Genomic DNA, 15112 nt, shown 5'->3' with positions numbered 1-15112 from the left:
CGGCTGCTCAGCCGACCGGGACCCGCGCGGCACGGGCGAGCAGTTCGTCCACCGACCACTGGTCGCCCGCGTGCTCGCCGAGTTTGCTGGCGGCGATCGTCCCGTCCGGGGCGATCAGGAAGTCGCCGGGCAGGCCGAGCCGCCCGCCGTGGATCTTCCCGGACGGGGGCTTGGCCCGCCCGCGCGCCGCGAGGACGGCGGTGACGGCGACCGAGCGGAGGATCACCGGCCAGACGCGCGGGTCCAGCAGCGCGCGGCGGCCCGCCTCGACGCCGAACTCCCGGTAGAGGTCCCGGCCGGGATCGGCGACGACGGCGAACGGCAGGTCCGGCGTGTACTCGCGCAGGTCGGCGGCGGGGGAGTGGAAGACGGCGACCTCGCGGACCCCGGCCCGCTCGATCTCGGCGTGCCGGACGGCGACCGACCGCAGGTGGACGTTGCAGATCGGGCAGCCCGCGAACCGGCGGAACTGCAGGTGGACGAGCCGGTCGGGGTCCGGCACCGGGACGGGCGGCCCCTCGACGGGGACGAGTTCACGGAAGGCGACAGCGCGCACGGAAGGGCTCCCCACGTAAGTGTATGGCGTACACCTACGACGATAGGCGTAGGGCGTACGCTGTCAAGTCCCATGCCACGCCGCCGCTCCCTGACCACCGCGCAGATCGCCGCCGCCGCGCTCGCCGTCCTCGACCGCGACGGCCCGGCCGGGCTCTCGATGCGCGCCGTCGCCGCCGAGACCGGCGTCAGCACGATGGCCCTCTACCGCTACGTCGCGGACCGCGAGGAACTGGAGGGGCTGATGGTCGACGCGGTGTTCGGGGCCGTGGACGCCGCCCCGCCGCCCGGCCCGTGGCGCGAGCGCGTCGCGGTGCTGGCCGAGCGGGTGCGCGCCGCCGTCGCCGCGCATCCGGCGATCATCCCGCTGACCGTCGCGCACCGGCACCGCTCGCCCGCGATGCTGCGCTGGTCGGAGGCCGTCCTCGCGGTCCTCACCGAGGCGGGCCAGACGGGCGCGGCGCGGGTCGTCGCGCTGCGGGCGCTGACCGCGTACGTGATCGGGGCCGTCCAGCTCGAACACCTCGGCCCGCTCGCCGGGCCCGGCACCGACGCGCTCGCCGCGCTGCCCGCCGACGCGTTCCCGCTGCTGGCGGCGACGGCCCGCGCCGCCGCCGCCGTGTCCGTCGAGCGGGAGTTCCACCGCGGCCTGGCGCTGCTGCTCGACGGCCTCGACGGGCCGTCAGCGCAGTAGCGCGGCGTGCTGCGCCGCGATCGCCTTCGCGGCGTCCGCGACGATCCCCGCGATCAGGTCCGCGCACGTCGGCAGGTCGTCGATGACCGCGACGGCCTGGCCCGACGCCATCACGCCGAGGTCGGGCCGGCCGTCCACCATCGCCGCGCGCAGCAGCATCGGGGTGTTCGCCGCCATCAGCACCTGCGCCCACGACAGCTCCCGGCCGCGCCGCATCGCGCGACCGTCCGCGATGATCCGCCGCCAGGTGAGGCCCGAGATCCGGCGGAACGCCGCCGCGCTGCGGACCGCGCGGACCAGGCCGCTCCACCGGCCCGACCGCTCCAGCCCGTCCACCAGGCCGCTGCGCAGGACGCGGTGCGGCATCCCGTCCACGCGGCGGGTCACGACCGTCTGCGACGCCTCCAGATAGACGCGCTTCACCGCGTCCGGGACGGAGCTGTCGGCGGTCAGCAGGAACCGGGTGCCCATCGCGACGCCCGCCGCGCCGTAGGCGAGGGCGGCGGCCAGGCCGCGCCCGTCGAAGAACCCGCCCGCCGCGACCACCGGGACGTCCACGGCGTCCACGATCTGCGGCAGCAGCAGCGTCGTCGCGACCTGGCCGGTGTGCCCGCCGCCCTCGCCGCCCTGCACGAGCACCGCGTCCGCGCCCCACGCCGCGACCTTCTCGGCGTGCCGCCGCGCCCCGACGGACGGGATCACCACGACGCCCGCGTCCTTGAGCCGGTCGATCAGCCCCCGGTCCGGCGCGAGCGCGAACGACGCGACCCGCACGCCCTCGCGGACGAGCAGGTCCACGCGGTCGGCGGCGTCGCCCGCGTCGGCGCGCAGGTTCACCCCGAACGGCGCGTCCGTGCGCTCCTTCACCGCCCGCACCGCCGCCGCCAGCTCCGGCAGCGTCATCGTCGCGGACGCCAGCACGCCGAGCCCGCCCGCCTCCGCGACCGCCGTGACCAGGCGCGGCCCGGCCACCCAGCCCATGCCCGTCTGCATGACGGGGTGCCGGACGCCGGTGAGCCGGGTGAACGGCGTGTCGAACACCCGGTCGCCGGTCACGCCGGGACCTCGCGGTCGCGCAGGCCGCCGGGGTCCAGGACGTCGCGCATCAGCCGCAGTTCCTCGCCGGACGGCTCCCGCGTCACCGCGACCTCGCCGATCACCAGCGGGAATCCGGTCGCGGCCGTGACGTCCTCCACCGAGACGCCCGGATGCACCGAGCGCAGCCGCATCCGCCGGTCCGGTCCCGCGAAGTCCAGCACCGCGAGGTTCGTGACGACCGCGCGGATCTCGAACGCGCCCCGGTCGTACCCGACGCCGGAGACCATGTCCACGCGCTCGGTGAACACCCGCGTCGAATGCTTGGGAACCCAGTAGCTCGTGGTGTTCAACCGCGTGTTGCCGGGCGCGCCGCGCACGCCGAGAAGCTGCCGCGACGGGCGCTCCCACGGGCCGATGCACGAGATGTTGGTGTTCCCGTACGGGTCGATCTGGCTCGGCCCCATCACGACGTGCCGCCGCCCGTTCAGCACGAGCAGCAGGTGGTCGCGGAACGGCAGCCAGCCCTCGACCTCGGCGGCGGCGGCGCCGAGCGGCACGGGCGCGGCGCTGAGCGCCGGGCCGCCGTCCGTCGTCAGCAGGTCCGGCTCGAACGTCGCCCGCGCCAGCCGCGAGCCGAGCATCGGCACGAACCCGGCGACGGCCGCCGCGACGATCTCGCCGTTCCCCCGGAACAGGTCCGCGCACGCCGCCGCGCACACCTCCGCGCGCGTCGCGCCGATCACGTCACCGCGCCCGCTCACCGCTCCTCCTCGCGCCACGCCCGCACCGCCGCCTGGTAAGCCGCCTCGTCGCCGGACAGGAACCGCTCCGCGAACGCCGCCCACGCCGCCGGGTCGGCCGCCGCCCGCGCGTACTCGCGCTGGAACGCCTCGTCCCGGCCCTGGTCGGGCGCGCAGTCGGTGAAGTGCGCGCCGCCCGGCGCCTCCACGACGCCGGTCACGTGCGCGCGGCTGACCAGCAGCGACTGCACCGGCCCCTCCTTCAGCAGGTCGCCGGTCTCCACCAGCCGCTCGCACGACACGTACGTGCGGGCGGCGGCCTTGGCGAACAGGTCGTCCATGTACGGGTCGGGGCCGAGGTACTGGGCGTTGCCGCGCGCGTCGGCGCGGTGCAGGTGGATCAGCGCGGCGTCCAGCGGCAGCGCGGGGACGGCCACCAGCTCGGCGGCGTCCTCGTACGGCGACCGGACGGTCCGCAGCTCCGGGTTCACCCGCAGGACGTCCGAGCCGAGGCCCGCCGGCGTCGGCAGGAACGGCAGCCGGTGCGCCGCCGCGAACAGGCCGAACATCAGCATGCCCTCGTCGTACTCGGTCAGCTCGACCGCGCCGTCCTGGCGGGCGCGCCGGAAGTGCGGCTCCAGCGGGACCGAGTCCAGCGTCACGAACGCGGTGACCAGCCGCCGGACCTTGCCCGCCGCGCAGAGCAGGCCGACGTCCGGGCCGCCGTAGGACACCACCGTCAGGTCCGTCAGCGGCGACCGGCACAGCGCCCGCACCAGCGCCATCGGCTTGCGCCGCGAGCCCCAGCCGCCGATCCCGACCGTCATGCCGCTCTCCAGCGAGCCGACGACGTCCTCGGCGGTCATCACCTTGCCGGTCACCGGGCGTCCCCGGCCACGAACGCGTCGCGGTGCGCGTCGCCCGCGCCCGTCAGGTTCAGCTCGAACGTGAACCCCTGCTCGAACCGGTAGCTGCGGTGGACGTCCACCGGGTCGATGCCGTTCAGCGACTCCTTCGCGCGGCGGACGACCTGCCGGTCCTTGGCGGCGATCGACCCGGCGACCGCGAGCGCCGCCGCGCGCAGCCGGTCGGCGGGGACGACCTCCAGCACCGAGCCGTGCCGGTGCAGTTCGTCCGCGCCGACCGTCCGGCACGTGTAGACCATCGCGCGCATGAGGTGCTGCGGGACGAGCCGCGCGAGGTGCGTGGCCGCGCCGAGCGCGCCCCGGTCCACCTCGGGCAGCCCGAAATAGGCGTCGTCGGAGGCCACGACGATGTCGGCGTTCCCGACGAGCCCGATCCCGCCGCCCAGGCAGAACCCGTGGACGGCCGCGACGACGGGGACCGCGCAGTCGTAGACGGCCGCGAACGCCGCGAAACAGCCCCGGTTCGCGCCGACCAGCGCCGCGTGCCCCTCCGCGCGCTGCATCTCCTTGATGTCGACCCCGGCGTTGAACCCGCGCCCCTCGGCGCGGAGCACGACCGCGCCGGTCCGCGCGTCCGCGCCCGCCGCCGCGAGCGCGTCCGCCAGCTCGAACCAGGCCCGCACCGGCAGCGCGTTGACCGGGGGGACGTCGACGACGATCTCGGCGACCCCGTCGTCGTGGACGGTGGTGGAGATTCCCATGCGACCGCCTTTTCACCGAACGTTGGTTACGGTTAACCTAACATGCGCTTGCTCGGTGAAGGGAGAGTCGTGCTGCACGTGGACCTGACCGGCCGGACCGCCGTCGTCACCGGCGGGACGCGCGGCGTCGGCGCGGGGATCGCCCGCGAACTGCTCGCCGCCGGGGCCGACGTGGTCGTCGTCGGCCGCCGCGCGCCCGCCGCCCTGCCCGGGGCCGCCGGGCGCACCGCCCGGTTCGCCGCGCTCGACGTCCGCGACCCCGCCGCCGCCGAGGCGTTCACCGCGGGACTGGACCGCCTCGACATCCTGGTCAACAACGCGGGCGGGACGCCGTTCCTCCCGGCCGCCGACGGCGACGCGCGCACCCACGCCAAGATCGTCGAGCTGAACCTGCTCGCGCCGCTGATCATGGCCCGCGCCGCCCGGCCGCGGATGCTCGCCACCGCCGGGGGCGGCGCGATCGTCATGGTCGGCAGCGTCAGCGGCGTCCGGCCCTCGCCCGGCACCGCCGCCTACGGCGCGGCCAAGGCGGGCCTCGCCAACCTGACCGCGAGCCTCGCCGTCGAGTGGGCGCCGGACATCCGGGTCAACACGGTCACTCTCGGCATGGTCCGCACCGAGAGCTCCCACCTCCATTACGGCGACGAGGACGGCGTCGCGGCCGTCGCCCGGACCGTCCCGCTCGGGCGGCTCGCCGAACCCGCCGACGTCGGCCGCGTCTGCGCGTTCCTGGCGTCCGGCCTCGCCGCCTACGTCACCGGCTCGACGCTGCTGCTGCACGGCGGGGGAGAGCGGCCCGCCTTCCTCGACGCCGCCACGGTCAACAAGGAGAACGCATGAGGATCTGCGAGGGCCGCGCCGTCATCGTCACCGGCGCGGGGCGCGGGCTCGGCCGCGCGCACGCGCTGGAGTTCGCGCGGCACGGGGCGGCCGTCGTCGTCAACGACCTCGGCGTCGCCCGCGACGGGACGGGGCCGGGCGGCGCGACGCCCGCGCAGGAGGTCGTCGCCGAGATCGAGGCGCGCGGCGGCAAGGCCGTCGCCAGCGGCCACGACGTCGCGGACGAGGACGGCGCGGCCGCGCTCGTCGCCACCGCCGTCGAGCGCTTCGGCCGCCTCGACGCGCTCGTCAACAACGCGGGCTTCGTACGGGACCGCATGCTCGTCAACACGACCGCCGAGGAATGGGACGCCGTCGTCCGCGTCCATCTGCGCGGCCACTTCCTGCCGCTCAAGCACGCCGGGCGGCACTGGCGCGCCGAGAGCCGCGCGGGCCGCCCGGCGGCGGCGCGGGTGGTCAACACCTCGTCCGGCGCGGGCCTGCTCGGCAGCGTCGGGCAGGCGAACTACTCGGCGGCCAAGGCGGGGATCGTCGGGCTCACGCTCGTCGCGGCGGCGGAACTCGGGCGCTACGGCGTCACCGTCAACGCCATCGCGCCCGCCGCCCGGACCCGCATGACCGAAGAGGTGTTCGCGCAGACGATGGCCGCGCCCGCCGCCGGGGAGTTCGACGCGATGGCCCCCGAGAACGTCTCGCCGCTCGTCGTGTGGCTCGCCTCGGCCGAGTCGGGCGACGTCACCGGCCGGGTCTTCGAGGCCGAGGGCGGCCGGATCTGCCTCATGGACGCCTTCCGGCACGGCCCCGCCGTCGACCGGGGCGAGCGGTGGGACGCCGCCGCGCTCGGTCCCGTCGTCGCGGACCTGCTCGACCGCGCCCCCGAACCCGAACTCGCCTACGGCGCGGGCTGACCCGCCCGGGGAATGGCCGCGCGACCGGCGGCGTTCCAGCGGACGGGCGCGCGCCGCCCGAAAAACGGGTCGCCCGCCGCGCGGCCCGGCGCTAGCGTGCGTAGGTCGCCCCGGCGGCCGGTCCGGGGCCGGGCCGGCGCGTCGCCTGTCCTGCTGCTCGTCGTGAGGAATCACCCTGTGAGTTCGCCGCTCGCCGACCTGCGGGCGCGCCTGCCCGAACTGGCCCCGCTGGACCGCCACCGGCTGCGCCGCCGCCTGGACGGCACGCAGAAGATGCGCGACGAGCGGCGGCGCGCGTCGGTCATCGCCCAGATCGCCGCCGACGTCGAGGCCGCCGAGGCGCGGATCGCGCGCCGCCGCGCCGCCGTCCCGGCGATCACGTATCCGGCGGAGCTGCCGGTCAGCCGCAAGAGGGACGACATCGCGGCGGCGATCCGCGACCACCAGGTCGTGATCGTCGCGGGCGAGACCGGCTCGGGCAAGACGACGCAGCTCCCCAAGATCTGCCTGGAGCTGGGCCGGGGCGTCCTCGGCTCGATCGGCCACACGCAGCCGCGCCGGCTCGCCGCCCGCACCGTCGCGGACCGGATCGCGAGCGAACTCGGCACCGAGCTGGGCGACGCGGTCGGCTACAAGATCCGCTTCACCGACCGGTCCGGCGACGACACGCTCGTCAAGCTCATGACCGACGGCATCCTGCTCGCGGAGATCCAGACCGACCGGCTCCTGCGCCGCTACGACACGCTGATCATCGACGAGGCGCACGAGCGCAGCCTGAACATCGACTTCCTCCTCGGCTACGTCAAGGAGATCCTGCCGCGCCGCCCCGACCTCAAGGTCATCATCACCTCGGCGACGATCGACCCGGAGCGGTTCTCGCGGCACTTCGACGACGCCCCGATCGTGGAGGTGTCCGGCCGCACCTACCCCGTCGAGGTCCGCTACCGGCCCGTCACCGACCCCGACGACGAGGGCGCCGACCCCGACCGCGACCAGGTCCAGGCGATCGTGGACGCGGTGGACGAGCTGGAGCGCGAGGCCCCCGGCGACGTCCTGGTCTTCCTCAGCGGCGAGCGCGAGATCCGCGACACCGCCGACGCCCTGGAGAAGCACTTCACCCGGCGGCGCGGCCCCGCCGCCGAGATCCTGCCGCTGTACGCGCGGCTGTCGTCGGCCGAGCAGCAGCGCGTCTTCCAGCCGCGCGGCGGGACGCGCCGGATCGTGCTGGCCACCAACGTCGCGGAGACGTCGCTGACCGTCCCCGGCATCAAGTACGTCGTGGACCCCGGCACCGCGCGGATCTCCCGCTACAGCCACCGGCTGAAGGTGCAGCGGCTCCCGATCGAGCCGATCTCGCAGGCGTCGGCGAACCAGCGCAAGGGCCGCTGCGGGCGCGTGTCGGAGGGCATCTGCATCCGGCTGTACTCCGAGGAGGACTTCGAGTCCCGCCCGGAGTTCACCGACCCGGAGATCCTGCGCACGAACCTGGCGTCGGTCATCCTGCAGATGACGGCGCTCGGCCTCGGCGACATCGCCGCGTTCCCGTTCGTGGAGCCGCCGGACCGCCGCAACGTCAAGGCGGGCGTCGATCTCCTGCACGAACTCGGCGCGATCGACCCGGCCGAGAAGGACCCGAAGAAGCGGCTGACCGAGACCGGCCGCCGCCTCGCGCAGCTCCCCGTCGACCCGCGCCTCGGCCGGATGGTGCTGGCGGCGGACGAGAACGGCTGCGTCCGCGAGGTGCTGATCATCGCGGCGGCGCTGTCCGTCCAGGACCCGCGCGAGCGGCCCGCCGAGCACCAGCAGGCCGCCGACGACCGGCACCGCCGGTTCGCCGACCCGAACTCGGACTTCCTGGCCTACCTCAACCTGTGGAACTACCTGCGCGACCAGCAGCGCGAGCTGTCGGGCAGCCGGTTCCGGCGGATGTGCAAGAACGAGTTCCTGCACTATCTGCGCGTCCGCGAATGGCAGGACCTGCACTCCCAGCTCAAACAGGTCGCCAAGGGCCTCGGCGTCACCGTCAACACCGCCGACGCGCCGCCGGACCGCATCCACCTCGCGCTGCTCGCCGGGCTGCTGTCGCACATCGGCCTGATGGACACCGACGCCAAGGACGAGCCGCGCGACAAGCGCCGCCGCGGCCAGGAGTATCTGGGCGCGCGCGGCGCGAAGTTCGCGGTCTTCCCCGGCTCGGCGCTGTTCAAGAAGCCGCCGCGCTGGATCATGTCCGCCGAGCTGGTCGAGACGTCCCGGCTCTGGGCGCGCACCAACGCCAAGATCGAGCCGGAGTGGATCGAGCCGCTGGCCGGGCACCTGGTGAAGCGGTCCTACAGCGAACCGCACTGGTCCAAGAAGCAGGCCGCCGTGATGGCGTACGAGAAGGTCACGCTGTACGGCGTCCCGATCGTCGCGCAGCGCCGCGTCAACTACGGGTCGATCGACGCGGAGCTGTCCCGCGAGCTGTTCCTGCGGCACGCGCTCGTCGAGGGCGACTGGCAGACGCACCACAAGTTCTTCCACGAGAACCGGGCGCTGCTGGACGAGGTCGAGGAGATGGAGCACCGCGCCCGGCGGCGCGACATCCTCGTGGACGACGAGACCCTGTTCGACTTCTACGACGAGCGCGTCCCCGCCGACGTCGTGTCGGGACGGCACTTCGACGCCTGGTGGAAGCAGGCCCGCCGCGCCGAACCGGACCTGCTGAACTTCGAGAAGTCCATGCTCATCAACGCGAGCGCGGGCGACGTCAGCGAGGCCGACTACCCCGACACCTGGCAGCAGGGGCCGCTGCGGCTGCGGCTGACCTACCAGTTCGAGCCGGGCGCGGACGCCGACGGCGTCACCGTCCACATCCCGCTGCAGATCCTCAACCAGGTGCGGGCCGCCGGGTTCGACTGGCAGGTCCCCGGCCTGCGCGCCGAACTCGTCACCGAGCTGATCCGGTCGCTGCCCAAGCAGCTCCGCGTCAACTTCGTGCCCGCGCCCGACTACGCGCGCCGCGTCCTGGAACGCGTGTCGCCGCGCACCGAGCCGCTGCTGGACGCGCTGGAGCGCGAGCTGCCGGCGCTCGGCGGCGTCCCGGTGCCGCGCGAGGCGTGGGACCCCTCCCGGCTGCCCGCGCACCTGCACCTGACGTTCCGCGTCGTGGACGAGACGGGCGCGACCGTCGCCGAGGACGCCGACCTCGACGCGCTCAAGCGCCGCCTCGCGGGCCGGATGCGCGGCACGCTCGCCAAGGCCGCGTCCGCCGAGGGCGTCGAGCGCGCCGGGCTCACCTCCTGGACCGTCGGCGAACTGCCGCGCGTCTACGAGCGCGGCCAGAACGGCTACGCCGTCAAGGCGTACCCGGCCCTCACCGACGAGGGCGACACCGTCGCCGTCCGCATGTACGAGACCGAGGCCGAGCAGCGCCGCGCGATGTGGCGCGGCACCCGGCGGCTCGTCCTGCTCAACGCGCCGTCCCCGGCCAAGCAGATCCGCGCGGGCCTCGGCAACCGCGCCAAGCTCGCGCTCAGCCACAGCCCGCACGGCTCGGTGGACGCGCTGTTCGCCGACTGCGTCACCGCCGCCGCGGACGCGCTCATCGCCGACGCCGGGGGACCGGCGTGGGACGAGGCCGCCTTCACCCGGCTGTACGACCGGGTCCGCGCCGACCTGTACGACGTCACCGCGCAGATCGTCGGGCACGTCGAGCGGGTCCTGGCCGCCGCGCACGAGATCGACCGGCGGCTGCGCGGCTCGGTGAGCCTCACGCTCGTCCCCGCGCTGACCGACGCCCGCGCCCGCCTCGACGCGCTCGTCCACGACGGGTTCGTCACCGCGACGGGCCGCGCGCGGCTGCCCGACCTCGCCCGGTACCTCAAGGCGCTCCAGATCCGCCTCGACAAGCTCCCCGACAACCCCGGCCGCGACCGGCAGCTCGCGCACCAGGCCGAGGCGCTGGAGCAGGAGTACGCGGCGGCGCTGCGCCGCCTGCCGCCCGCGCGCCGCGACGACGACGCCGCGCGCGCCGTCCGGTGGATGCTGGAGGAGTACCGGGTGAGCCTGTTCGCGCAGCAGCTCGGCACCCGGCTCCCGGTGTCGGACAAGCGCGTCCGCAAGGCGCTCGCCCAACTCGGATCGTGACGGAGCGTGACCGCTTCTACCGCGCGGCGGGGCCGCCCGCCACGCCGTTCGGTGAGCGATAGGACCCCCGGAACTGTGCCCCGGCGGCGAACGATACGCGGAAAGCGCGCATCTGACCCCCAAGTCACTGCAGCCCGTGCTACTTGCCCGTAAGGTGCATCCCATGCCGAACAGCGATGAGCGCGACACCAGCGGCCCCGTGGAGGGGGCCGGGGCCGCCGGGGGCCGGGCGACCGGTGACGGTCCGCCGCGTGACTCTGCGTCCCTCACTCCGGGAACGGTGCCGGGGAGCGAAGCCGCGGTCGCCCGCGTGGGCGACCCCGTGACCGTGTGGCCGTGCGCCAACTGCGGGCGGCCCGTGCCGCAGCCGCCGGGCGCCGTCCGCGCCGTCCGCTACTGCCAGGACGACGACGGCGCCTGCGCGCGCGAGGCCCGCGAGCGGCGCGAGCGCGGCCGCGACGCGCCCGGCCTCACCGGGCAGGTCGCCGCCGCGTGGGAGATGGTCGAGCGGATGGAGAAGGCCGCCGACCTGCTCGCCGACTCCCTCACCGCCGAGCTCAGCGTCGCGGGCGTCGAGCGCCGCGTCGCGGAGGTCCGCGCCGAGGCGGCCCGCGAGCTGGCCACCGCGCAGAGCGAGCGCGACGCCTCCCAGCGCCGCGCCGACGAGGCCCGGCAGGAGTCGGCCGCGGCCCGCCGCCGCGCCGACGAGGCCGAGGCCGACGCCGCGCGCGCCCGCGAGGAGGCCAGGGCCGCGTTCGCCAAGCGCGACGCCGCCCAGCAGGCGTGGGAGGAGGCCCACGAGATCGCGCAGCAGGCGATGACCGCCAAGCTCGCCGCCGAGAGCGAGCGGGACCGGATCGCCGCCCGCGAGACCGAGCTGCTCGCCGCGCTGGAGGCCGCCCGCGCCGAGGCGGTCGCGCTGCACGCCCGCGCCGCCGAGAACGAGAGCGCCGCCGAGGCGCAGCGCGTCGAGGCCGCCGTCGCCCGGCAGGGCGTGGAGGACCTGCGCGCCGCCATGCGCGACGGCGAGGCGCAGCGGCAGCGCGCGATGCAGGCCGCCAGCCAGGCCGAGGCCGAGCGGTCCGCCGCCGAGCGCGCCCGCGCGGAGGCCGAGGCGGAGGCGCTGCGGGCCGCCGCGCGCGCCGACGAGGCCGTCAAGGACCGCGACGGCGCGCTCGCCCGCGCGCAGGCCGCGCTCGCCGAGCGCGACCAGCTCACCGCGAAGATCAACGACCAGTCGGTGCAGCTCCGGCAGCTCGCGCAGTCCGTCGCCGAGCAGCGGGCGGCGCTCGCCGCGCTCGCCGAGGAGCGCGACGCGGCCCGCGCCGAGGCCGACCGGGCGCGCCGCCAGGTCGACTCGTTCACGCACAACACGCTGTCGTCGAACGTGCCGCCGGGCGGGCGGCTCGCGGGCGGCGGCCCGGCGGCCGCACCGCCCGGGTCGTCCCCGATGGGGCAGGCCCCGCCCAGCCAGCAGCCGGGCTTCGGCGGCCAGCCGGGGCAGCCGGGGCAGCCCGGGCAGTTCGCCCCGGCGCCGGCCGACCGGCCGGGGGAGCCGGGCCAGCACCCGGCCGTCCCGGCGCCGCTGTCCGCGCCCGTCCCGCCGCCCGCCGACCGCCCGTTCCCGGGCGGGCCGGGCGGGCACGTCAACGGCTCGGGCGACCGCGAGGACCCGCTGTTCACCGGCCCCTGACCGCCGCCGCCCGTCGTCCGCTTGGCCGTCGTCCGCCCGTCGTCCGGCTGGTCGTCGTCCGCCCGGACGGCGGTCGGCGCGGGCCGAGGCGGCCGAGCGGATCAGCGCTCGTCCTCGCGGACAGCGCTGGTCAGCGCTCGTCCTCGCCGTTCGGTGCGGGCCGGTGCGGCCGGTCGCGGACCGGCGCGGACCGGCGCGGCTGGCGCCGGACAGCGCGCGTCAGCGCCGTTCGGTGCGGTCGGTGCGCATCGGTGCGCGGGTCAGTGCGGCCAGGCGACCGTGAGGACGACCAGCGCCGCCCCCGCGACGATCAGCAGCGCGTTCCCCCGGTCCCGGAACGCCGCCGCGCCCAGCTCCGCCGCGCGGCGGCGGAACGGCGGCGCGTCGAACCGGGCGTGCCGCGCCCGCTCCCACGACATCCCCGCGCACACGCACAGCACCGCCAGCGCCACGACGAGCAGTCCCTCGACGTTCATCCCCGTGCCTCCCTCGGTCCCTCCCGTCCGATTGAAGACCGGGGGCGGCGCGGGAACCGCGTCAGGTGACGCAGAGGACGCGGCGGTTCAGCCGAACCGCCGCGGATCGACCTCGATCCAGATCTGCTCGGAGCGGCCGAGCAGCCGCCCGTCCGCCCCGTACAGCGCGGTCGCAGCGTGCAGCTTGCGGCCCTCCCGGCTGCGCGCCAGCCCCATGACCAGGCAGTCCTCGCCGGTCTCCGGCAGGTCGACGACCTGCGCGGTCATCGTGCCGAGCACCGCGGGGCTCTCCGGCGGGTCGAACGCCCACCCGCCGGGGCAGTCCAGCGCGGCCCACACCAGCTCGGCCGTGACGGCCTCGTCCGGCCGCCACGGCGTCGCGACCAGCCCGTCCTCGACGCGGCCGGGCGCGAGCGCCAGCCCGTCGCCCGGCTCCCGGTCGGTGCCGCACACGAAGCACTGCGGGAACGGGTGGTTCTCGGCGGCGCGGAACTTCTCCGCCGCCTCCGCCGCGACGGCCGCGGGCACCGGCGGCACCGGCGGCACGACGATCGCGCCGGTCAGCGCCTCGGCGACCAGCTCGTCGCCGTCCCACAGCCACGCGCCGAGCCAGCGGTCGTCGGCGGGCGACACCCGCAGCTTGACGTCCAGCGGCGGCGGGCGGCGCAGCGACACCGTGACGGTGTCGGAGTCCACGTGCGAGGCGAGCAGTCCGGCGGTGTAGCCGCCGTTCCCCGAGGCGTCGGGACCGCGGAACCTCCTGGCAATGATCACTTGAATCCCCCGGAAGTCATCTCAGTCGGCCGAGACCGACGCTCGATTCTAGTGATCCGGTCGGACGTTTCCCCGCCGCCGCGCGTCCGGAACGGTGTGTTTCAGATCGCCCGCGACGGCGTCGGCCGCCCCGGCCGCGTCGTGAAGAACACCGACAGCGACCCGCGCAGCCGGGCCCGGACGGTGTCCTCCCCGACCGCCGCGCCCGCCGGGACGGGCGTCCGCTCCAGCGCGCGGGCGATGAGCCGTTCGGCGCGCCGGTCCGCGACGAGCACCGAGCAGGCGTCGCACGCGTACCAGGGGTAGAGCATGTTGAGCACCGCGACGGCCGTGTCGTCGTCGGACAGGCCGCTGGTGTCCAGCTCGACCTCGAACATGTCGGTGTCGTCGGGGTCCAGCGTCGGGTAGTACAGCCAGCCCGGATCGTCCTCGCCGCAGAAGTCGCAGGTGGGGGCGGTCGCGACGGGCGTGCCGATCGTCAGGTCCAGGTCGTGGTCCCACGGCTCGACGCGGCGGTTGTGCCGGTACCCGACCCCGTCGAGCGAGCCCTCCCGGTTGTGGGTGACGTCGTGTACCTCGCCGCCGCAGTGGGCGCAGATGAAACCGATGTCCGTCATGCCGCTCCCCGAGTCGCCCTCCGCGCGTCCCCGCCCGGCCCCGCCGGAACCCCGTCACCCCACGATATCCATCCGGGGGGATGCCGCCCAGCCGCCATCCGCCACCGCCGGTCCGCCAACCGCGCCGCCCGGGGCCGTGCGGGCGGGGCCGGGTCGGGTAGCGTGAGCGCGCCGCCAGCACCGCCGAAGGGGAAGAAGGTCGTCCGCGTGCCCACGTCCGTCGTCCTGAACGCCGACAAGATCGACCTCGTCCGCGAGCGCCGGCTGCTGCTGGACCAGGTGACGCTCACGGTCCTCACCGGCGAGCACTGGGCGCTGCTCGGCCCCAACGGCGCGGGCAAGAGCACCCTGCTCGGCATCCTCGGCGCGTACACGCACCCGACGCGCGGCACCGCCGAGATCCTCGGGCACCGCCTCGGCCGGGTGAACGTGCAGGACCTGCGCGCCCGCATCGGGCACGTCAACCCGCGGCACCCGCTGGAGTCGGCGCGGACGGTCCGCGAGGTCGTGCTGACCGGCGCGACGGGCACCATCGAGCTGGTGCCGCGCTGGACGCCGTCCGCCGCCGAGCTGGCCCGCGCCGACGAGCTGGTCGGGCTGCTCGGCCTCGGCCACCGCGCCGACGCCCGCTGGCCCACGCTGTCGCAGGGCGAGCGCGGCCGCGCGCTCATCGCCCGCGCGCTGATGGCCGACCCGGACCTGCTGCTGCTCGACGAGCCCGCGACCGGCCTGGACGTCGCCGCCCGCGAGCTGCTGCTGGCGAGCATCGACGAGCTGCGCGCGAACCGCCCCGGGCTGACGAGCGTCCTGGTCACCCACCACCTCGAGGAGCTGCCGACCACCACGACCCACGCGCTGCTGCTGCGCGAGGGCCGCGTGCTCGCGTCCGGCCCCGCCGACGACGTGCTCACGACCGAGCTGGTCAGCGCGTGCTTCGACCACCCGATCACCATCGCCCGCCGCGACGGCCGCTGGGCCGCGACCGCCGGACGGACGCCCCGCCGCGCCTGAACCGGCCGCCG

The 15112-nt window shown here is 75.8% G+C and carries 14 protein-coding genes; 6 read left to right on the top strand and 8 right to left on the bottom strand.

Translation table 11 applies throughout. The features are described 5' to 3' along the window. Positions 1 to 7: 7 nt before the first annotated feature. Entirely contained in the window at positions 8 to 556 is a 549-nt protein-coding gene (locus tag G339_RS0107695; protein ID WP_019630494.1) for a peroxiredoxin-like family protein, read from the bottom strand. A 72-nt stretch (positions 557 to 628) separates the two neighbouring features. Here G339_RS0107695 and G339_RS0107690 point away from each other — a divergent pair, with 72 nt between their 5' ends. Next, on the top strand, positions 629 to 1249 hold the full coding sequence (locus tag G339_RS0107690) for a TetR/AcrR family transcriptional regulator (RefSeq protein WP_019630493.1): 621 nt from the start codon (positions 629 to 631) through the stop codon (positions 1247 to 1249). Here G339_RS0107690 and G339_RS0107685 read toward each other — a convergent pair. The 4 genes from G339_RS0107685 to G339_RS0107670 are packed head-to-tail and all read right to left on the bottom strand — an operon-like array spanning position 1238 to position 4654. Then, on the bottom strand, positions 1238 to 2305 hold the full coding sequence (locus tag G339_RS0107685; RefSeq protein WP_019630492.1) for an NAD(P)H-dependent flavin oxidoreductase: 1068 nt from the start codon (positions 2303 to 2305) through the stop codon (positions 1238 to 1240). The two genes, G339_RS0107690 and G339_RS0107685, sit on opposite strands and share 12 nt — an antisense overlap. Further along, entirely contained in the window at positions 2302 to 3048 is a 747-nt protein-coding gene (locus G339_RS0107680; protein WP_019630491.1) for a CoA-transferase subunit beta, read from the bottom strand. Before G339_RS0107680 ends, G339_RS0107685 begins: the two co-directional genes overlap by 4 nt. Next, a complete protein-coding gene (locus G339_RS0107675) occupies positions 3045 to 3893 on the bottom strand; it encodes a CoA transferase subunit A (protein WP_157407462.1) in 849 nt (282 codons plus the stop codon). The genes G339_RS0107680 and G339_RS0107675 overlap by 4 nt, the downstream gene beginning before the upstream one ends. A gap of 11 nt (positions 3894 to 3904) precedes the next feature. Then, positions 3905 to 4654, bottom strand: a complete 750-nt coding sequence (locus G339_RS0107670) for an enoyl-CoA hydratase family protein (protein WP_019630489.1) — start codon at positions 4652 to 4654, stop codon at positions 3905 to 3907. A 69-nt stretch (positions 4655 to 4723) separates the two neighbouring features. Here G339_RS0107670 and G339_RS0107665 point away from each other — a divergent pair, with 69 nt between their 5' ends. The 4 genes from G339_RS0107665 to G339_RS0107650 all read left to right on the top strand — a co-directional run bounded on the left by G339_RS0107665 (position 4724) and on the right by G339_RS0107650 (position 12223). Beyond that, positions 4724 to 5494: an SDR family oxidoreductase gene (locus tag G339_RS0107665; RefSeq protein ID WP_019630488.1), complete on the top strand. Its 771-nt coding sequence runs from the start codon at positions 4724 to 4726 to the stop codon at positions 5492 to 5494. Further along, positions 5491 to 6402 carry an SDR family oxidoreductase gene (locus tag G339_RS0107660; RefSeq protein ID WP_019630487.1) on the top strand — a complete coding sequence of 304 codons (912 nt, stop codon included), beginning with the start codon at positions 5491 to 5493 and terminating at the stop codon, positions 6400 to 6402. Before G339_RS0107665 ends, G339_RS0107660 begins: the two co-directional genes overlap by 4 nt. Positions 6403 to 6579: 177 nt before the next feature. Continuing rightward, positions 6580 to 10530, top strand: a complete 3951-nt coding sequence (gene hrpA / locus G339_RS0107655) for an ATP-dependent RNA helicase HrpA (RefSeq protein ID WP_019630486.1) — start codon at positions 6580 to 6582, stop codon at positions 10528 to 10530. A 310-nt stretch (positions 10531 to 10840) separates the two neighbouring features. Continuing rightward, positions 10841 to 12223: a hypothetical protein gene (locus G339_RS0107650; RefSeq protein WP_019630485.1), complete on the top strand. Its 1383-nt coding sequence runs from the start codon at positions 10841 to 10843 to the stop codon at positions 12221 to 12223. 260 nt (positions 12224 to 12483) lie between these two features. On the opposite strand, the gene G339_RS0107645 is transcribed toward G339_RS0107650, so the two are convergent. The 3 genes from G339_RS0107645 to G339_RS0107635 all read right to left on the bottom strand — a co-directional run bounded on the left by G339_RS0107645 (position 12484) and on the right by G339_RS0107635 (position 14090). Continuing rightward, positions 12484 to 12699 (bottom strand): hypothetical protein, encoded by a 216-nt coding sequence (locus G339_RS0107645; RefSeq protein WP_019630484.1) that lies wholly within the window; start codon positions 12697 to 12699, stop codon positions 12484 to 12486. An 87-nt stretch (positions 12700 to 12786) separates the two neighbouring features. Beyond that, positions 12787 to 13473, bottom strand: a complete 687-nt coding sequence (locus tag G339_RS0107640; protein WP_019630483.1) for a hypothetical protein — start codon at positions 13471 to 13473, stop codon at positions 12787 to 12789. A 101-nt stretch (positions 13474 to 13574) separates the two neighbouring features. Beyond that, a complete protein-coding gene (locus G339_RS0107635) occupies positions 13575 to 14090 on the bottom strand; it encodes a hypothetical protein (protein ID WP_019630482.1) in 516 nt (171 codons plus the stop codon). Between the two features lie 207 nt (positions 14091 to 14297). Between G339_RS0107635 and G339_RS0107630 the strand changes: the two genes are divergently transcribed. After that, positions 14298 to 15101: an ABC transporter ATP-binding protein gene (locus tag G339_RS0107630; RefSeq protein WP_019630481.1), complete on the top strand. Its 804-nt coding sequence runs from the start codon at positions 14298 to 14300 to the stop codon at positions 15099 to 15101. Positions 15102 to 15112 lie beyond the last annotated feature (11 nt).

It is taken from the genome of Actinomadura atramentaria DSM 43919 (genome assembly GCF_000381885.1).
Lineage (GTDB): Bacteria > Actinomycetota > Actinomycetes > Streptosporangiales > Streptosporangiaceae > Spirillospora > Spirillospora atramentaria.
Note: the sequence above shows the minus strand (reverse complement) of the source record. Positions and strands in the feature narration are given on the sequence as shown.

Excerpts from the sequence above, each read along its gene's own strand:
- G339_RS0107660 (WP_019630487.1), top strand. The coding sequence starts at position 5,491 with ATGAGGATCTGCGAGGGCCGCGCCGTCATCGTCACCGGCGCGGGGCGC.
- G339_RS0107635 (WP_019630482.1), bottom strand. The coding sequence starts at position 14,090 with ATGACGGACATCGGTTTCATCTGCGCCCACTGCGGCGGCGAGGTACAC.
- G339_RS0107670 (WP_019630489.1), bottom strand. The coding sequence starts at position 4,654 with ATGGGAATCTCCACCACCGTCCACGACGACGGGGTCGCCGAGATCGTC.
- G339_RS0107675 (WP_157407462.1), bottom strand. The coding sequence starts at position 3,893 with ATGACCGCCGAGGACGTCGTCGGCTCGCTGGAGAGCGGCATGACGGTC.
- G339_RS0107645 (WP_019630484.1), bottom strand. The coding sequence starts at position 12,699 with ATGAACGTCGAGGGACTGCTCGTCGTGGCGCTGGCGGTGCTGTGCGTG.
- G339_RS0107690 (WP_019630493.1), top strand. The coding sequence starts at position 629 with ATGCCACGCCGCCGCTCCCTGACCACCGCGCAGATCGCCGCCGCCGCG.